A 17,639-nucleotide genomic window follows, 5' to 3' on the forward strand; every position below is an offset into this window, starting at 1 on the left:
TCAATCGGGTGACTCGTCGCAGTTTGAACTAAAGGGCAGCTTGTATCCCCTGCGGGCTGCCCTTTCTGTTCCCGTGCGGATCGGACGATGTTTATCCGGTAGATTCCATCCAAAATGATTATGGAGGAGCCGATTATGAATGCGTTTACACGAATGCGGAACCTCAATCTGCTTCTTGCGTTAGCGATGATTCTCTCTCTGCTGTTCCCCTACGGCGGAAAAGCGACGGCAGCCGGGGAACCGAACGGCGGCGGAGGCGCGTCCGCATCGGTGACGGACGCGGTGTACTTGCTGGCGGCCGACGGCTACGAGCTAACCGTCAATTATGTCAATTTCAATGTGGACGCGCCCCCGCAAAAATCCAATTACGTGGCTTTGTTTACAAGCGGCGCGTCCGTGACGAACAGCACGTATGCGGACAAGGTATTTGTTAAACAATACAACGCCGCCATCCAGGTCAATGCCCATGATGTCGTAACTCAAGTGGTCGGACGCGACCCGAACGGCAATTGGCCAGCGTCAGCCCTGGTGGATATCCCCCCGGGCGGCTATGTCCTGCTGGCCAGCGACCCATCCTGGGCTACTTCGAATTATCGCAAGCCCTTGTTGGAGCATTATACGCTGGGGAGCACGGTCGGCCTCTACCGCAATGGAGCAAAAGTAAGCGCTTCCGATTTTATTCAGCCGACGCTGACCGTCGCCACGCCATCCGGCACGAAGACGGAGACCGCAAGCTTCCCGGTTGAAGGCCGGGTGCTTCACTACACGGCCGACGCCAACCTGCGCGTAACGGTCGGCGGCGCGGAAGCCGCCATCTCGCCGGACGGCAGCTTCTCCAAAGTCGTCACGCTTGCGGAAGGCTTGAACCCGATCAAAATCGAGCTGCTGAAAAATCAGACGAAGCTGGACGAGAAGACGATCTCGATCATCTACAAAAATCCGGACAAACCGCATATCCAAGTCGAAGCGGCGCCGGACGACATCTCGATCGACGTGCAGGGCGAGATGAAGGATATCGACTACATCGACACGGACATCACGGGCATCTCGGACATCATCGCCCTGTTCACACGCGAGTACAGCGACACGATCGCTGTGCCCCAGTACAATGTAGCCGTGCAGGTCGATCAGAACAACCGGGTGCTTAAGGTCGTGAATCCCGCGGTCGGCAACAATCCTCCTTCCTGGGTCGGAGACCCCGCCCTGGCCATTCCGGAAGGCGGCTACGTCCTGATGGCCCAAGACGACAGCTACGCCAACAAATACTTCAAGAGGTATCTGGCGACGAAGTTTAAGGTCGGCGACCTGATCAAGCTGCGCAAAGACGGCGTAGTCGTGCCCGTCACCGAGCTGATGTCGGGCAAAGGGCCCCGAGCCAGGCTGACGGTAACGAACTTCCCGATGTACACCGTAACCAGCAGCACCGAAAACATCGCCGGCAAAATCACCAACGCCGCCGATTACAGCGCCCTGACGCTGAAAATCAACGGCACTGCCGCGGCGATCGCAGCGGACGGAACCTTTAATCATCCCTTGCCCCTGACTGAAGGCGTCAACTACGTCGACATCAGGGTTTCCAAGGGCAGCGAGGAGCATGACGCCAAGCAGCTTATCATCTACTCGCGTCCGGACTTCTCCTCGGAGAAAAAGGTGATCCTGTGGGTGGACCAAGCCGCCAACGCGCGCAAGTTCCAGACGGAGCAAAGCGTCAAGGACTTCCTGCTGCAAGCGAAGGACGCCGGGATCACGACGATCGCGTTTGACGTCAAAGGCGTGGAGGGTTATGTCTCCTACAAGAAAAACGACCTGACGAACCGGCCTTACGCCAGCGCGATTACGGCGCCGGGCAAGGCGGGCGTCAATCCGAATCTGGACCTGCTGGAGCTGTTCACCCGATACGCCCATGAGCTGGGTCTCGACATTCATGCGGCCTTTAACACATTCGCCGAAGGCTCGATCGCCAGCAACGAGTACGCGCTGCTGAACGAGCATCCGGATTGGGAAGAGCACGTGCTGCAGACAGACAATCAGATCAAACGCCTGCGGGAATCGAACAAGCAAGGCCTGGTCGCTTTCGTCAATCCGCACAACGACGAAGTCGTGCAGTTCCAGTTGAAGACGATGGAAGAAGTCATGAAAAACTACGACATCGACGGCGTCATCCTCGACCGCACGCGGTTCGACAACGAAAGCGCCGACTTCAGCGACCTGACCAAAGGCAAATTCGCGCAATATCTCGCCGCTCGCGGCAAAACGTTGAACAAATGGCCGGACGACGTGTACAAATACGTGAACGGCGTCCGCGTCAACGGTCCGCTGATCGCGGACTGGTGGGCGTTCCGTTCGGCGACGATCAAAGATTTCGTCGTGAAGACGCGCGAGCTGGCGGACCGGTACGCCGCCGTTAAAAACCGCAAGATCGAAGTTTCCGCGTACGTGGGCTCCTGGTTCGAAAGCTATTATTTGAACGGCGTGCACTGGGGCAGCACCGAGTTCCGCTACGACGAACGTCTCGGCTTGCCGGACGGCTACGTGTACACGGACGACTACTACGAGACGGGGTACATTCAACAACTCGACTTCCTGATGATCGGCGCCTACCAGACGACGCGTCAGGAGATCGAAAAATACATCACGCTCGGCAACATCGTCACCCGTACGGAACGGCCGATGTACGCGGGCATCGCGATGAACAACGTGCAGGACCCCGACCTGCAGCGTCTCGTGTTCCAGGCCGGGCTCGAAACGACACACGGGCTGATGCTGTTCGACGCGTCCCAGGTGAACTGGGACGTAGCGAAAGCCGCGCTCCGCAATGAGCCGTACGTGAAGGATTATCAGGTGGGCGTCAGTCTGCCGAAGACGCCGGATCAGTTCCTTGAAGCCAACTTCCATAATGTCAATCTCGTCGAGGGCAACATCAATGTGATAACGGAGTCGTTCGGCTATTCGACCGGCGCCGGCCGGTACGCGGTCGAAGCGGTTGTCGACGCGAGCGGCAAAGTGACGCGCATGCCGAACCGGACCAACGCCGTGAACTGGTCCTGGACGGTGCCGGAGGATACGAACAGCGTCATTCCGCCCGGCGGCTTCGTCGTCACGTCGCTGGATCCGTCTGGCACGCGCACGCGCCGCCAATTGGTCGCGAACAGCTTCAACATCGGCGACGAGGTGCGCGCCTCCAAGCTGAAAGGCATGCTCGCCAACGAAGGAAAAACGGTGAGCACGCCCTACGCCGCCGTCACGGGCTCCGTCGAGGTGCTCGGACCCGGGAAGGCGGAAGTCACAGTGAACGGCAGCCAGGCCCCGATCTCCGGCAATGGCAGCTTTGCAGTCGACGTTCCTCTGCAGATCGGCGACAATACGGTTACCGTCGAAGTTTATGTCGACGGCTATTTGACCAACCGGAAGTCGTTTACGATGAAGCGCACCGGAGGCGATTCCGGCGTTTACGTTCCGGCGGTGCCGAAGCTGGTGAATACGGAGACGGTTACGGCTCCCGACGGCCGCCGGCAGGTCAATGCCCGGTTCGACTCCGCGGAACTGACCCGCGAGATCGAGCGGGCGTTCGGCTCGCAGACGGGCGGCGGCGCAACCGTCACCCTGACCGTTCCGGACAACGCACCGATCGTCAGCGTCCATCTGCCGGCGGACAGCCTGCGCAAAGCCGCCGGACTATCGGAGAACGGTTCGATTCGCCTCGTATCGCAAATCGGCAGCGTCACCTTGCCGATCCCTCTGCTTGGCGAGTCTCTCGCCGAAGGCGCTTCGGAAGTGATCGTCGTGATGGACGCGATGTCCGATGACAGCAGCGCCGCCTTGTTCCGGCTGGCCGATACGGACGCCGATGCGAAGTGGATCGGCGCGCCCGTGCGCTATTCGCTGACGGTTGCCGGCGCATCCGGCGCGCAAGCTCTGGACCTCGGCAACGCCTACGTCGAGCGTTCCTTCACGCTGCCGGCTCCAGTCGATCCGTCGACAAGCACGATCGTGCGTTTCGACCCGGCGACGGGCGAATACCGCTTCGTCCCCTCCCGCTTCGTCAAGGGCGAGGATGGGTCCACGACCGCTTACGTCTACGATGCGTCATCGGACGGCACCTACGCGGTTCTGACCGATCCGGAGGATTACGCGGATGTAGAGGGACACTGGGCGGCCCCGATCGTGAACACGCTGGCCTCCAAGCAGTTGATCGAAGGCGTCGCGGAAGACGAGTTCGCGCCGGATCAGCCGCTTACGCGGGCCGAACTCGCCGCCCTGCTCGTCCGGTCGCTCGCCTTGAAGCTCCCGCGCGGCGGAGCCGGCTTCGCCGACGTCGGCGCGTCCGATTGGTTCTCCTCCGCCGTGGCGGCTGCCGCGCAAGCGGGACTGATCGAAGGCTTCGAGGACGGCACGTTCCGTCCGGACGAACGGGTTACGCGCGAGCAGATGAGCGTCATGCTGATCCGCGCGCTGGAATTCGCGGGTATTCGGCTTGAGGCCGGCTCCGGCGAGACGTTCGCCGACGGCGATGCCATCTCGCCGTGGGCGGCGGATGCCGTGGCGGCAGCGGCCGCCGCGGGTCTGCTGCAAGGCCGGGACGAAGACAAATTTGAACCGTCCGCTTATACGACCCGTGCCGAAGGCGCGACGATCCTGAAGCGGCTGCTGACGGCCGCCGGCTGGCTGGATTAAACACGCCGCCGATCGCGCCTGACCGGCTAACGAAATCCCCCGGAGAGGGATCTCTCCGGGGGATTTTCGTTTGGTTTGGTGCCGTTATTTTTTTGCGGCCAACCAGTCGGCCAAGGCCTGAATTTCTTCCGGCTTCAGCATTTTGCCGAACGAGGGCATACCGTTTTGGCCTTTTTGAATAATGCCCGCGATCTCTTCCGCCGACTTTGTCGCCCCGATCGTCTTGAGCGCGGGGGCCGATCTGCCTTCGAGGTTGTTCCCGTGGCAGTTGATGCAGAGCTGTTTGTAGATCGCCTCGGGCTCCCGCGGCTCGCCGCTCTGCGCCGCGCCGCCTCCCCCGCCGCAGCCGGCCGCCAGACCGGCCGTCAGCGTCAAGACCCCCAGACATGCGATCATCCTGGTTTTGCTCACTCTCATGTTCATGGGCTATCACCCGTTCCCCGTTTTTCTACTATTGTATCAAGCTTCGGCCGCCTGCGCATAATCCAAACGGGTGATATCGGCCCGCAGTTGTGTCGGTCCGGTGACAAATGCGCGCCGGGAAGCGAGAGCCGCCGCAACGGTCGGCCGAGGTTGCGCGCGGCTCGCCGTCAGCGGCTCCAATCGAAGCCGACCGCGTTCAGAAACGCGCGCGCCAGCACCATATGCCCCGCGCGGCCCGGATGCACCCGGTCCCAAGCCAACTGTCCGGGATACAGATGCTCCAGCACTTTGTCGAAGGCGGCTTGCGTATCGACGAACACCGCTCCCGTCTCCTCCGCGATTTTGCGGACGATCCCGCCGTACCGGTCCATCTTGGCCCGCATCGGCTCCTCCCGGTTCGGCTCGATGTAGAACGGCGTCATCAGCACGAGACCCTTCAAGCCGGGCCGCGCTTCCTGTACGAGCTCTCTCAGCGTGCGCTCGTACTCCTCTTCATGCACGTGATGCTCCCGCATAAAAGGCCGGTCGAAATGCCGCCACACGTCGTTGATGCCGATCATGACGGCCAGCCAATCCGGCTTTTGATCCAGCACGTCCGTCTGCCAGCGTTCTCTCAGATGGCGCACGGTATTGCCGCTGACGCCCATGTTGACGACACGGATGCCCAGCTCCGGATAGGTTGAGGTCAGCAGCGCTTCGACCAGCGACACGTACCCGGTGCCCAATCCTTCCCCGCCGTTGTGTTCCCCGACCGGCCTTGCCCGTCCCGTGTCGGTGATGGAATCGCCGATAAACAGCAGCTTCTGCTTGGAACCGATAATCATGAGTATCCCTCCCACTCGATCGTAATTCGTCGGGCAGCGGTTGTCCATACCGGGCCGCGCCATTTTTTTCCGGACGCGCTTCTCCCGGCCCCTTGCGGGGGGCAGCCTGAAGTTTCGATACCGCCGAAAAAAAACAAGACCCCCGCATGCAAGGATCTTGTTTTCCCGACCTCCGATTCGGCAATCGCCCTCCGCCCGAAGCGGCTCCGGTCACACCGGCCGCGTGGCCGGCCAAGCCAGCTCGATGCCCTCGCCGGCCAGCAGCCGCTGGAAGTCGGCGAGATGCCGCTCCCCGTTGCGCACCTCGCGCGGGGACACGCCCTTGTCGATACTGTACGCCGCGCACAGCGCCGCGGCTTCGCCGATGTTCCACTCCACCGGATGGAGCCGGTAGCAGCCGTTCGTAATATGCGTAACGCCGATATTTTTGCACGCCGCCAGCAGGTTGTTGACCCGCACCGGGATCAGGCTGCCCAGCGGAATCTGGAACGGCAGCGAGGAAATATCGATATAGGCGTCGCCGCCCGTGCTCGGGTGCAGGTCGATCCGGTAGCAGCCGATACCGACGCTGTCCGGGAACGTCTCCGCTTTGCCGACTGGACGGCAGTCCGTCGCGATATGCTGCTCCAGCACGGTAAACTCGGCGCGGATGCGGCGGGACTCGCGGATGTACGGGTACATCGCCAGGCCGTCCTCCGTGCCGACCACGTCCTTGCGCAGCCGCAGACCCGGATATCCCTGGCCGCCGTCCGGGCGCGGAGCTTCCGTCTGCAGCCAGTACAGCAGTGACAGGCTGAGCTGCTTGGCCGCGTACAGGTGACGCCGGCGCTCTTCTTCCGGCACGTCGATGATGGAGCCGAGCCAATAGTCGTTTTGCGGCCAATTCACCAGCGTGATGTCCCCGCGGTACAAGCCTCCTTCGAAAATCGAGCGGTCGGCGATCTGGCGGTATTTGAACAGCGGGAAGCGCTCCGTGCCCGGGAATAGTTCATACCGGATCGGCTCGTTGGTCGAGGGCTTCACGCCGGCCAGGCTGATGAGCTTATCCGGCCAAAATTCCGGTTGGTACGACATCCAGAAGTCGTACTGCTCCGGCTTGGCGATCGTATGGTCTTCGCCTTCGATATAGTCCATCGCGAAGCAATAGGTGAAGCCCTGCATATTCTGGGGCTGCGCTTCGCCTTTCACCGCGTGCGGCTCGCCCGTCTCGGCGAACGATTCCGCGCCGGTGACGTACTCGACCCCGGCGAGCGGCAGAACATCGCCGCACTCCGTCGCGTCGAGGAAATACGCTCCGCGCAGCACCGTCTCGGCGCCCGTCTCCAGGCTGCGGACGGTAACCGATACAATCTCGTCGCCGTTCGTCTCGGCGGCGACCGGGACGTGCCGCAGCAGCACCGTGACGCGGCCGCTGTTCACGTAAGGCGCAAGCATCTGCTCCAGCACCGCCAGCGCGACGCGCGGCTCGTGGCACAGCCGGCTGACGATGCCTGCGCCCGGGTTCAGCTGCGCCCGGCTCCGCGCTTCCGCCGTCAGCGGGAAGTGGTCGCGGTAGTATTGGCGCACGCCTTCGCGGAATTGCCGGTACGACCGCGTGCAGCCGAACGACTCGATCCACGGATGCTCGTCCGGCGGCACCGCCTGGCTGGTCAGTTGTCCGCCGATCCAGACCGTCTCTTCCGTCAGAATCACAGACTTGCCGACGCGAGCCGCCGCCAGAGCAGCCGCGACTCCGCCCGTGCCGCCTCCTAACACGATGATGTCGGCTGTTTGCATTCGTGTCATCGTCACTCATCCTCTCTATTCTGCGCCAAAGCGCTGATCCGGGTAAGCAGCTTTTCAAAAGAACCGTCGCTGGCGCGGATGCCTTCCGCTTCGTCGCCCGTGCCTTCGTATTCGAGCACCAACTCGCCCTTGTACCCCGCCCGTTCCAACCGCTTGACGATCTCGACGAGCGGAACCGCGCCTTGGCCCAGGTCCGCGCCTTCGTACGTTTTGCCGCCGAGCGATTGGTATCGTCCGCCGACGGTTTCCCGAAAATCCTTCACATGCACGTGGCCGATATACGGCAGCAGCATATCCAAAGCACGCAGCGGATCTTCGTCCACGAGCAGGAAATTGCCCGTATCGAACGTGGAACGCAGCGCCTTGGAGTTGACCCGCCGGATGATTTCCAGCCTCCATTCGCCCCGGCGGCGCCATGCCGCCATAGGCTAGTTCTATTGTAAAAGCGGAGCTGAACCGGTTATAGGGGTCGGCGATGACCAGTTGTGGTACTTTGATGCCGAAGGGACAGCGGCCGCCGGCCGCGCGGCACCGCTCCGCTGGTTGCTTGTCCACGGTTCTCATTTGTCACTACCCGGTAAAGAGGCGGGATTGATAGAAGCAGATTTTAATAGAGATGGGGGGATAGTGACTAGTACGCGCCGTTTGCCATGCACGTATAGATACAGTAGATCAATTCTATCACCGGAATTGATAGAACAAGACGGAAAGGAGGATCAGTCGGGTTTCGATTACGATTGCAAAGGAGAGCTGCATCGCGAGATTTTTCACCACGAGAAGAGGGTAAATCATGCACGATTTAACGATATTGGTGACCATTTGTGCGTTTTTGCTGACGATCGGGTTCATATTTTGGCGGCCCAACGTAAACGAAGCGATCCCCGCCTCGATCGGCGCCGCGATCGTTCTCCTCAGCGGCAGCGTATCGTTGTCGGACCTGGGCGCCATCACGGAAACGATCAGCGGGGCGGCCGTCACGATCATGGCGACGATCGTCATGGCGATCGTACTGGAGAGCTTCGGCTTTTTCATCTGGGCGGCGGAGCTTTTGACGAGAAAAGCGAAAGGGTCGGGCATCCGATTGTTTTGGCTGACGAATCTGTTCTGCTTCCTCATGACGCTCTTCGTCAACAACGACGGCAGCATCCTCATTACTACGCCGATCCTGCTGATGCTGCTCCGAAACATGGGGCTCAAGCCTCATCAGAAAATCCCGTATTTATTGTCGGGGGCCTTGATCGCCACCGCCTCGAGCGCCCCGATCGGCGTAAGCAATATCGTCAACCTGATCGCCCTGAAGATCGTTCATATGGATCTGTATATGCACACGGCCATGATGTTCGTCCCCGCGTCGCTCGGTCTGCTGTTTCTCGCCTTTTTGCTCTACCTGATCTTCTACCGGGCTTTACCCAAAAAGCTGCCGTCTCTCGCCCATTGGAGTCTGACCCCGGGAGGACATCCGTTGAAGGACGGCGCTCCGGCCGAACGCCGAACCAAGTTTATGGTAAATATATTGATTTTTGTGTTCCTGGTCCGCGTGAGCCTGTTCGTCGCGTCGTATATCGGCTTTCCGATCTCCCTGACGGCTGTTATCGGCTCCGTTGTGCTGCTGGCATGGCGCTGGTATTCTTTAAAAATCTCCCCCGCCGACATGTTGAGGAAGACCCCTTGGTATATCCTGATTTTCGCTTTCGGCATGTACGTGATTATTTACGGATTGAACAATATCGGATTGACGGATTGGCTGATCCGAATGCTTCAGCCCGCTGTCTCGGGCAGCCTGCTGAACGCAAGCGTCTGGATGGGTATTCTGCTGAGCGTCTTATCCAACCTGTTCAACAACCATCCGGCCTTGATGGTCGGCACGCTAACGTTGATGAGCATGGGCCTTGATCCGTTGACCTTAAAAATCGCTTATCTGGCAAGCGTTATCGGCAGCGACATCGGTTCGCTCCTGCTTCCGATCGGCACTCTCGCCACGTTGATGTGGATGCATCTGGTCAAGAAGGGCGGCGTGAAAATATCGTGGGGGCAATATTTGAAGGTCACCGTCGTCGTGATTCCGGTCACGGTCCTCTTTACCTTAGTCCTGCTGTCGTATTGGGTCGCCTGGCTGTTTTGACCCGTTCAGACAACAAAAACAAAAAAAGACCTCCTGACGGAAGGTCCGGAAAAAAGATCGGTTCACAACCACAAGGTATGCGGCGGAAGCTCAAAAAGAACGGGCGCTTTCACGCCGTCCGGACAGGAACGGCCCGTAACCCGGCGTTGCGGGCCGTTTCCTTTGACGCGGGCAAGACGCCGATGTCCGGCTTCCGCGCCGGCGCCATCGGCGTCTCCTAGAAGAATATTCCCGCCAGCCAGTCGTACCCGAGCCGCCCGCCGACCTCGTGCCTGCCGGGGAAAATGTCGCTGCCCAACGCTTCCGGCACTCCCGCTTGGGCGTAGATCCGCTCCAGCTCCGCGAGCGCCGCGCGGACGCCCGCAAGCGGAAAGATCGGGTCGTCCGCCCCCGCTTCGATAAACAGCGGACGCGGCGCGACAAGCCCGATCCACTCGGGCAGCTCCGCGTACCGCAGCAGGCCTGGCACGTAATTATCGATGCAGTGGGGCATCGCCAGGATGCTGTCGCGGAACGTGTTCGCGAATCCGGTCAGATAGAGGGCCCGGATGCGCTCATCCAGCGCCGAAGTGTACGCGGCGATCAGCGCGCCGCCCGAGAAGCCCATGCAGCCCAGACGGCCCGCGTCGACATCCGGCCGCGCCGCCAAGTAATCGAGCGCCCGCCGCGCCTCGAACACGCGCAAGCCCGCCAGCGACTTGCCGTACATGAGCAGATGGGCGGCCAGCCTCGCGCAGGAGTTGTTGCCGGTCTTGCCGTCCGCCTGGTCGGCCTTCAAGCGGCGGTCGCCGAAGCCGACGATCTCGGGGGCCAGCACGACGAATCCGCGCCGCACCAGCTCCAGCGCGTAGTCGCCGTGAATCGTCGGCTCGGCGCGCGGGCCGGAGCCGTCCGGCCGCAGCCCGACGATCTCCCGGCTGCCGAAGCCGTGTCCGTGCAGCGCCAGCACCGCGGGTCTGGGGGCCCCTTCGCCCCCGTCGGGAATCAGCACGTATGCGGGAACCCGCAGGCCGTCCCCCGTCCCGTATTCGACCCGCTCCCGCACGTAGCCGCCGCACCGGACCCGCTCCAGCAGCACGGGGTTCAGCTCGTCCTCCCGTTCCGGGAACGAGCCGAGCGCCTCGCCGAGCTGCCGGAGCCGTTCCGCCCGTTCGGCGCGTCCGGCGCCGCTCCGCTTCTCCGCGTATACATCGTACAACCGCTTCAAATAATCGTCCGGATTCCACATCGATATCGCCGTCCCCGTTCCGATACTCAAACCGATTCGCCTTCGATCCACCGGTAAGCCAGCGACGGAACCGAAGGCGCTTCTCCCCGTTCGATCCAGGCGATCAGGCTGTCTGCCGCCCGGGTCCCGAATTCCTCCATGTCGTAATGGACGGTGGAGAGGCGGGGAGACACGTATTTCAGCATGTCGATATTGTCGAAGCCCATAATCCCGACGTCTTCAGGAACGCGCAAGCCTCTGGATCGGCAATCATGCATAACCTCCAGCGCGTAAGCGTCGCAGGAGCATACGATCGCCGTCTTGCCCGTTCCGGCGGCGAGATCCAGGCGGCGCAGCGCGTCCAGATAGTCGCGCTGCGCGATGACCGCGGTCTCGAACTTCCCTTGCCCGCCGGAGACGGCGTCTGCCCCGTCCTCAAGCGCCTCTCGAAACCCGATCCAGCGCTGCTCCTGCGTGTGGATGTTGACCCGCCCCCGATCGGCGAGCGGCGGACAGACGTAGACGAACCGGCGGTAGCCCTTCCGCAGGAGTTGTCCGACCGCTTCCTTCATTGCGCCGCGGTCGTCGATGCCGACATACGGCCAACGGTCGGAGATGCGGTTGCATACGGTGACGATCGGGGTCAGCAGGCCTCGCAGCTCCTCCTCGAACCTGGCACCTTCGTTCACCGAGCACAGGATGATCCCGTCCGCTTTGCGCTGGACCAATTGGCGGAGGCAGTTTTTCTCCATCTCCGGGTCCTTGCCGGTCAGCGTCAGATGAACGATGTATCCCCGCTCCCGCGAGCGCCTTTCAATGGCGTTGGCCAGTTGGGCGAAGGAGCGGTTGTACAAATCGAACAGAACGACGCCGATCGTCATCGTCCGCCCGCGGGCCAGACTGCGGGCGGTCAGATCGGGCCGATACTGGTGCTCCCGGGCGACCTCCAGTATTCGCCGTTTCGTCTTCTCGCTGATGCCCGGCCTGTCGTTCAGCGCGCGGTCTACGGTGCCGATGGACACGCCGCACAGCTCCGCGATTTGTTTGATCGTGATTCCCATGCCAATCCCTCGTCAGTTCCATCTCGATGAGGCTGGATGCGGACAGCCCCGATCCGCCAGCTTCGCGCGGACGGCGACGATACACCCGCAGTGCGCGCACGTATGGCCGTGCAGCAGCGAGGAGCAGTCTCCGCAGGCGGCCAACCGCCGCCGGTATACTTCATCGGGGACGCACGCAACCCGCGAACCGAGCTTGCCGAGCATCCTCGCGACATCCGCTTCCGTCAGCGGCCATTCGGGCCCGCACCCGCGGCAAGGACGCTGCGTATCCATCGCTGTCGTCAGCCCTCCAGCGTCAGCACCGCTACGGACATCGGCGGCAGCGCGACGGTCAGGCCCGCTCCCGACCAGCGCGCGCCTTCGAACGCCTCCGGCCGGACGGCGTCCGGTTTCTCAAACGTATTATGGGCATCCGGTTCGGAGGCTGTCAAGATACGCCCGGTTATCTTCGGAGCGCCTCCGCTCCACCCGCGCAGATCGATGGCCACGTCGCCCGCGGCTTCGTGGTGCAGGTTGCTCAAGCTGATATGGATGCGGCCCGAAGCATCCTTCGACGCGGAGGCGCTGAATTGCGGAATAGCCTCTCCGCCCAGCTCGTAATCCGGCGATTGCAGATGAAGAGTCAGCGCTTCGGCGTCCTGATGCACCTTGAACATCTCGAACACGTGGTAGGTCGGCGTCACCAGCATGCGGGCTCCCTCCGTCAGCACCATCGCCTGAAGCACGTTGACGGTCTGGGCGATGTTGGCCATATGAACGCGGTCGCAATGCCGGTGGAAAATATCGAGCGTCACGGCCGCCGCCAGCGCGTCCCGCTGCGTATTTTGCTGGTACAGGAATCCCGGATTCGTGCCCGGCTCCACGTCGTACCAGGTTCCCCACTCGTCCACGATCAGGCCGACCCGCTTTTCCGGATCGTATCGGTCCATAATCGCCGCGTGATTCGCGAGGAGCTCGTCCATCCGGAGCGCTTTTTTCAACGTGACGAACCATTCCCGCTCCGTGAAGCCCGTCGCGGCTCCTTTCTCCGACCAGGTCCCCGGCAAGGTGTAGTAGTGAAGGCTCAACCCGTCCATGAAGCGTCCGGCTTCGCGCATCAGCACTTCCGTCCAGCGGTAATTGAAGTCGCTGGCGCCGCAGGCGATTTTGTAAATCTTGTTGTCTCCGTAGTTGCGCACGTACGTCTGATATTGGCGGTAGACGTCCGCGTAATACTCGGGCCGCATATTTCCCCCGCAGCCCCAGTTCTCGTTGCCGACGCCGAAATATTTGACCCGCCACGGCTCCTCCCGTCCGTTCCGCCGACGCAGATCGGCCATCGGCGATTCGCCGCCGAAGGTCATGTATTCGACCCACTCCTGCATCTCCTGTACGGTGCCGCTGCCGACGTTGCCGCTTATGTAAGGCTCGCACCCGAGCATTTCGCAAAGCATCAGAAATTCGTGCGTGCCGAAGTGGTTGTTTTCGACGACGCCGCCCCAATGTGTATTCACCATCCGCTTGCGGGATTCGCGCGGACCGATTCCATCCTTCCAGTGGTATTCGTCGGCGAAGCAGCCGCCCGGCCAGCGCAGCACCGGAATGTTCAGCCGCTTCAGAGCCTCCAGCACATCGTTGCGGATGCCCTTCGTATTCGGGATGGGCGAATCCTCCCCGACCCAGATTCCCTCGTAGACGCATCTCCCCAGATGCTCGGCAAAATGCCCGTAAATATGGCGACTGATCCGGCCTGTCGGCAGATCCGTCTGAACAACCAGCTTCCCGCTCATCGAATATTCCCCCATGAATGGAATCGTGTACGTACACGGATAGTTTTGTGTGCGTACACGATCAGTCTAATCGACCCCGATCCGGTTTGTCAACGCACCGGAAGCCGGTTTCGCGCTGCGGTATGGAACCGGCGTTGTCCCGATCTGTTGCGAAAAGAGCCGGAAAGTTTCATGTTGAACCTACCCTGATCCATAAGTCCTTTATATACTATAAAGACAAAACCGTGTAAACGGTATCATTCCACTACCACATACAACCGGGAGCTGCGATAGATGCCCAAGAAAAACCTGTTCGCCAAAATGGTCGTTCTGATCGTGCTGATGGTGCTGCCTATCGTCGGGCTATATTTCTACTCCAATAAAATCAGTACGGACGTGCTCGATACGGAGCTGGGCCGGTCGAACCTGAACCAGCTCGTCTTCTTCCAGAGCCAGGTGAACGCCAACTTCGAGACGCTGTCGTTGTGGCCGAACCTGCTGCTGCAGGACCCGGACATATCCAGCTTCCAGCAGCTCTATCTCGAAAGCGACTATTTCGACCTGGACGAGATATCGCTGGTGAAACGCATCCAATCCAAACTGAGCCTGCAGCAGAGCGCTTCCAACTGGCAGAACAAGCTGTCGATTTATTCCCCGTCGCTGAGGCGTTACGTAACGGCGAACGACACCGGGACGTACGATCCGGCCCTGCTGGGGGAGAAGCTGCGCGCGGGATGGCAGGTGCGGCAGATGCAGTCGGACAGCCAGACGTCCTACCTGTTCTCCTGGACAACCGCCTTGCCGTACTCTGCCGTGCAGTCGCCCGAAGAAGCGTCGTTGATCGTCGAGATTGAATTCGACAGCCGCAATATCGTCTCCATGCTGGACAAGTTCAAAAGCGACGGACGCCGCGATCCGATCTACTATAACCGCGAAGTCGGCGCGATTTTCAACCGCACCGCAAACGAACCGCTCGCCCGCCAGTTGATCGCCCTGCTCGAGAAGGAGCCGTTCGAAGCGACCGATTCCCGAATGGTGCGGCTGGACGGCGAGACCTATTTGGTCAGCATGGCGAAATCCGACATCACCGGGTGGTATCTGATCGACTATATGCCGCAGTCCGATATTCTCGCCCCGATCGAGCGTTCGAACCGGCAATTCTACTATTCCACCGCGGCCCTGCTGCTTATGAGCAGCCTTGCCGCTTACTTGCTGTACATCCAGGTGCAAGTTCCCTTGAGGCAGCTCGTCGTCGCCTTCCACAAGCTGAAAAACGGGGATTATTCGGTTCGTCTGTCCAGACGGGGCAACAGCGAATTCAGCTTCCTGTTCATCCGGTTCAACTCGATGGTCGAGCAGATCCAGGATCTGTTCGAGCGGGTGTATCTGGAGAAAATCCATGTCCGCGAAGCGCGGCTCAAGCAGCTTCAGTCGCAGATTAATCCGCATTTCTTCTATAATTGCTTCTCCTTTATCTCCAGCATGGCCAAGCTCAAAAACGAACAGGCCGTCGTCGGGATGGCGCACCACCTGTCGCATTATTACCGCTACACGACGAGACAAGAGCGCGAGCTGGTGACGGTGGCCGAGGAGCTTGACTTCGTAACGCATTATTTGTCGATCCAACGAATGCGCATGAGCCGGCTGGACTTCCATGTCGACGTGCCGCCCCGTCTCCGCAAGCTGGAGATTCCGCCGCTTGTCGTTCAGCCGCTGGTGGAGAACGCGGTGCTGCACGGCATAGAGCCGCAGCCCGGAGCCGGACGGATCGCCGTTCGCGGCGAGATCTCGGGAGGCGAAGCCCGGCTCGTCGTGGAGGATGACGGCAAAGGCATGAGCGAGACGGAGCTGCTCATCCTCACCCGCAAGCTGGAGCAGCCGATGGACTCGGAGATGGGCTGCGGGCTCTGGAATGTGCACCAGCGCCTGCATTTGAGGTTCGGGGCGAACGCCGGCTTGCGATTCGAGCCGATGCCCTCCGGCGGGCTGCGCGTTACGCTCGCTTGGCCGCTGTCCGCCGATCATTCCGCGCAGCCATCTGCTCAGCCTGACAACCATACGGGAGGTTCTTCATCATGATCGAAATTTTGCTGGTGGACGACGAATCTTACGTAACCGACAGTCTCAAGTCGACCATTCCGTGGGAGCAGCTCGGCATCTCCGCCGTATACGCGGCCGATTCGGCGTCCCAAGCGATCGATATCCTTACCGAACAATCCGTCGATATCGTCGTCACCGATATCCGCATGCCGGGCATGGACGGCCTGGAGCTGATCAAACGAATCGCCGATTCGTGGCCCCATGTCCGCTGCATCCTGCTGACCGGCCACTCCGACTTCGAATACGCCAAAAAAGCGATTCAACTGCAAGCGTTCGACTACCTGCTCAAACCCGTTCATGACGAGGAATTCGTCGCCTGCGTAACCGGAGCCATCGAATCGCTGAAGGACGAATGGAGCCAGTCGCACAAATACCAGCAACTGCTGTACAACATCAAGTCCGATTATTCCGTGCTCCGCGCCCATCTGCTGCACGACCTGCTGCTGGGCCGGCGTCTGTCGGCGAAGTTGCTGGCGGACAAGCTGGCGCAATACGAAATTCCCCTCGCCGTCGACGAACCGGCCGTGATGGCGCTTATTCAGCTCGGAAAGTCCTTCTCCGGCTTCGACCATCATTCGATGTCGCTGATGGAATTCGCCGTCGGCAATATAGCCGAGGAAATATTCGCCGGGGAGTTTGCCGTCTGGCACGGCAAAGCCCCGCATGACTGCCTGCTGCTCATCGCCCAATGCCGACCCGACGTGCAGCTTCGGCTGGAGCGGTCGCCCGAATACGAGCGCGATCGCAGAGCGATGCTGGAGCGTTCGGCGCGTCTGTTCCAGCGGCAGGTCAGCAATTACCTCAAAGGCGAGATTTCGCTGGTGGTGACCGGCTGGTTTACGTTTCCCGAAGGCATGCCCTCCGCTTACCGGTCCGGCCTCGGCGCCTTGTTCCCCCTCGGACAAGCGGAATCGGCCGCCATCCGGTTTCTCGACGAGGAGCGCTCGGCCGAAGCGAATCGGAGCATACGCTTCCTGGAGACGCTGTATACGCCGCCGACGCTGATCCATCTGCTGGAGTCGAAGCAATGGGAGGCCGCCAGGGACAAGATCGGCAAGGCGTTGTCCGACCTGCCGGACAGCCGGTTGACGCGCGAGCATTTATACGAGTTGTATTTGTCGGTCGCAAACGCCCTGCTCTATCTCGCGCACAAGCAAGGACAATCCATCTTCGAATTGAATTACGCCGGCACGGACGGCTTGATCGACCAGAGCTTGTTCCGGTCGGCCAGCCATCTGCGGGACTGGGCGTTCGGGGCGATCGAGCGGCTGAAGCGCGAGCTGTCGGCGAACGACGAGCACACGAAGCGATTCATCGTCGCCAAGGTGCAGGAGATGGTCACAAGCGACTTGGGGCCCGACACGTCGGTCAAGACGATCGCCGAACGCGTCTATCTGCATCCCGTCTATCTGTCCAAGGTGTACAAAGCCGAGACGGGAGAAAGCCTGGGCGACTACATCATCCGAATGCGGATGGAGCGGGCGCTCTATCTGCTGAAGCATACGAACAAACGAATCTATGAGATTACGTCCGAGCTCGGCTATCAGAACCCTCAATATTTCAGCAAAATGTTCAAAAAGCACTACGGCCTGACCCCTGGAGAATTCCGGGAGCAATGAGGCGGCAAAATGGTTGGAAAAGGTGCAGGAATGTTCGATTCGTGTCATAGGCCCCGAACTCCGCCCCTTCTATAAT

Annotated in this window: 12 protein-coding genes; 4 read left to right on the top strand and 8 right to left on the bottom strand. The window is 60.8% G+C overall.

Features of this window, described 5'->3' with window-relative positions; all coding sequences use genetic code 11:
* The first annotated feature begins 135 nt into the window (after positions 1 to 135).
* Complete coding sequence (locus FE781_RS06940) at positions 136 to 4,674, top strand: S-layer homology domain-containing protein (protein WP_138788891.1); 4,539 nt, start codon at positions 136 to 138, stop codon at positions 4,672 to 4,674.
* Between the two features lie 84 nt (positions 4,675 to 4,758).
* Here the strand turns inward: FE781_RS06940 and FE781_RS06945 are convergent, their stop codons facing one another.
* The 4 genes from FE781_RS06945 to FE781_RS06960 all read right to left on the bottom strand — a co-directional run bounded on the left by FE781_RS06945 (position 4,759) and on the right by FE781_RS06960 (position 8,131).
* Positions 4,759 to 5,097, bottom strand: a complete 339-nt coding sequence (locus tag FE781_RS06945) for a c-type cytochrome (protein ID WP_246068086.1) — start codon at positions 5,095 to 5,097, stop codon at positions 4,759 to 4,761.
* Positions 5,098 to 5,264: 167 nt separating this feature from the next.
* Entirely contained in the window at positions 5,265 to 5,921 is a 657-nt protein-coding gene (locus FE781_RS06950; RefSeq protein ID WP_138788892.1) for an SGNH/GDSL hydrolase family protein, read from the bottom strand.
* Between the two features lie 210 nt (positions 5,922 to 6,131).
* Complete coding sequence (locus FE781_RS06955; protein WP_138788893.1) at positions 6,132 to 7,706, bottom strand: FAD-dependent oxidoreductase; 1,575 nt, start codon at positions 7,704 to 7,706, stop codon at positions 6,132 to 6,134.
* Positions 7,707 to 7,708: 2 nt separating this feature from the next.
* Complete coding sequence (locus tag FE781_RS06960; RefSeq protein WP_138788894.1) at positions 7,709 to 8,131, bottom strand: sugar phosphate isomerase/epimerase family protein; 423 nt, start codon at positions 8,129 to 8,131, stop codon at positions 7,709 to 7,711.
* Between the two features lie 365 nt (positions 8,132 to 8,496).
* On the opposite strand from FE781_RS06960, the gene FE781_RS06965 reads away from it, so the two are divergent.
* Positions 8,497 to 9,828, top strand: coding sequence for an arsenic transporter (locus FE781_RS06965; protein WP_138788895.1), 1,332 nt, complete (start codon positions 8,497 to 8,499; stop codon positions 9,826 to 9,828).
* Between the two features lie 217 nt (positions 9,829 to 10,045).
* Here FE781_RS06965 and FE781_RS06970 read toward each other — a convergent pair whose 3' ends face one another.
* Genes FE781_RS06970 through FE781_RS06985 form a run of 4 tightly spaced genes read right to left on the bottom strand, consistent with a single transcriptional unit; the run spans position 10,046 to position 13,865 of the window.
* Positions 10,046 to 11,086 carry a dienelactone hydrolase family protein gene (locus FE781_RS06970; RefSeq protein WP_342774290.1) on the bottom strand — a complete coding sequence of 347 codons (1,041 nt, stop codon included), beginning with the start codon at positions 11,084 to 11,086 and terminating at the stop codon, positions 10,046 to 10,048.
* On the bottom strand, positions 11,083 to 12,096 hold the full coding sequence (locus tag FE781_RS06975) for a LacI family DNA-binding transcriptional regulator (RefSeq protein WP_138788896.1): 1,014 nt from the start codon (positions 12,094 to 12,096) through the stop codon (positions 11,083 to 11,085). Before FE781_RS06975 ends, FE781_RS06970 begins: the two co-directional genes overlap by 4 nt.
* A 12-nt stretch (positions 12,097 to 12,108) precedes the next feature.
* Entirely contained in the window at positions 12,109 to 12,369 is a 261-nt protein-coding gene (locus tag FE781_RS06980; RefSeq protein ID WP_138788897.1) for a hypothetical protein, read from the bottom strand.
* An 8-nt stretch (positions 12,370 to 12,377) separates the two neighbouring features.
* On the bottom strand, positions 12,378 to 13,865 hold the full coding sequence (locus FE781_RS06985; RefSeq protein WP_138788898.1) for an alpha-N-arabinofuranosidase: 1,488 nt from the start codon (positions 13,863 to 13,865) through the stop codon (positions 12,378 to 12,380).
* A gap of 273 nt (positions 13,866 to 14,138) precedes the next feature.
* Between FE781_RS06985 and FE781_RS06990 the strand changes: the two genes are divergently transcribed.
* The gene (locus FE781_RS06990; RefSeq protein ID WP_138788899.1) at positions 14,139 to 15,923 is read left to right on the top strand and encodes a sensor histidine kinase; all 1,785 of its coding nucleotides are present in this window, start codon (positions 14,139 to 14,141) and stop codon (positions 15,921 to 15,923) included.
* Entirely contained in the window at positions 15,920 to 17,563 is a 1,644-nt protein-coding gene (locus FE781_RS06995) for a response regulator (protein WP_138788900.1), read from the top strand. The genes FE781_RS06990 and FE781_RS06995 overlap by 4 nt, the downstream gene beginning before the upstream one ends.
* Positions 17,564 to 17,639 lie beyond the last annotated feature (76 nt).

It is taken from the genome of Paenibacillus thermoaerophilus (genome assembly GCF_005938195.1).
In the GTDB taxonomy this organism is placed as follows: domain Bacteria; phylum Bacillota; class Bacilli; order Paenibacillales; family Reconciliibacillaceae; genus Paenibacillus_W; species Paenibacillus_W thermoaerophilus.

Bases quoted from the DNA above. Each gene is read 5' to 3' on its own strand.
- FE781_RS06940 (WP_138788891.1), top strand. From the start codon at position 136: ATGAATGCGTTTACACGAATGCGGAACCTCAATCTGCTTCTTGCGTTA.
- FE781_RS06985 (WP_138788898.1), bottom strand. From the start codon at position 13,865: ATGAGCGGGAAGCTGGTTGTTCAGACGGATCTGCCGACAGGCCGGATC.
- FE781_RS06980 (WP_138788897.1), bottom strand. From the start codon at position 12,369: ATGGATACGCAGCGTCCTTGCCGCGGGTGCGGGCCCGAATGGCCGCTG.
- FE781_RS06955 (WP_138788893.1), bottom strand. From the start codon at position 7,706: ATGACACGAATGCAAACAGCCGACATCATCGTGTTAGGAGGCGGCACG.
- FE781_RS06965 (WP_138788895.1), top strand. From the start codon at position 8,497: ATGCACGATTTAACGATATTGGTGACCATTTGTGCGTTTTTGCTGACG.
- FE781_RS06990 (WP_138788899.1), top strand. From the start codon at position 14,139: ATGCCCAAGAAAAACCTGTTCGCCAAAATGGTCGTTCTGATCGTGCTG.
- FE781_RS06995 (WP_138788900.1), top strand. From the start codon at position 15,920: ATGATCGAAATTTTGCTGGTGGACGACGAATCTTACGTAACCGACAGT.
- FE781_RS06960 (WP_138788894.1), bottom strand. From the start codon at position 8,131: ATGGCGGCATGGCGCCGCCGGGGCGAATGGAGGCTGGAAATCATCCGG.
- FE781_RS06945 (WP_246068086.1), bottom strand. From the start codon at position 5,097: ATGAACATGAGAGTGAGCAAAACCAGGATGATCGCATGTCTGGGGGTC.
- FE781_RS06975 (WP_138788896.1), bottom strand. From the start codon at position 12,096: ATGGGAATCACGATCAAACAAATCGCGGAGCTGTGCGGCGTGTCCATC.
- FE781_RS06950 (WP_138788892.1), bottom strand. From the start codon at position 5,921: ATGATTATCGGTTCCAAGCAGAAGCTGCTGTTTATCGGCGATTCCATC.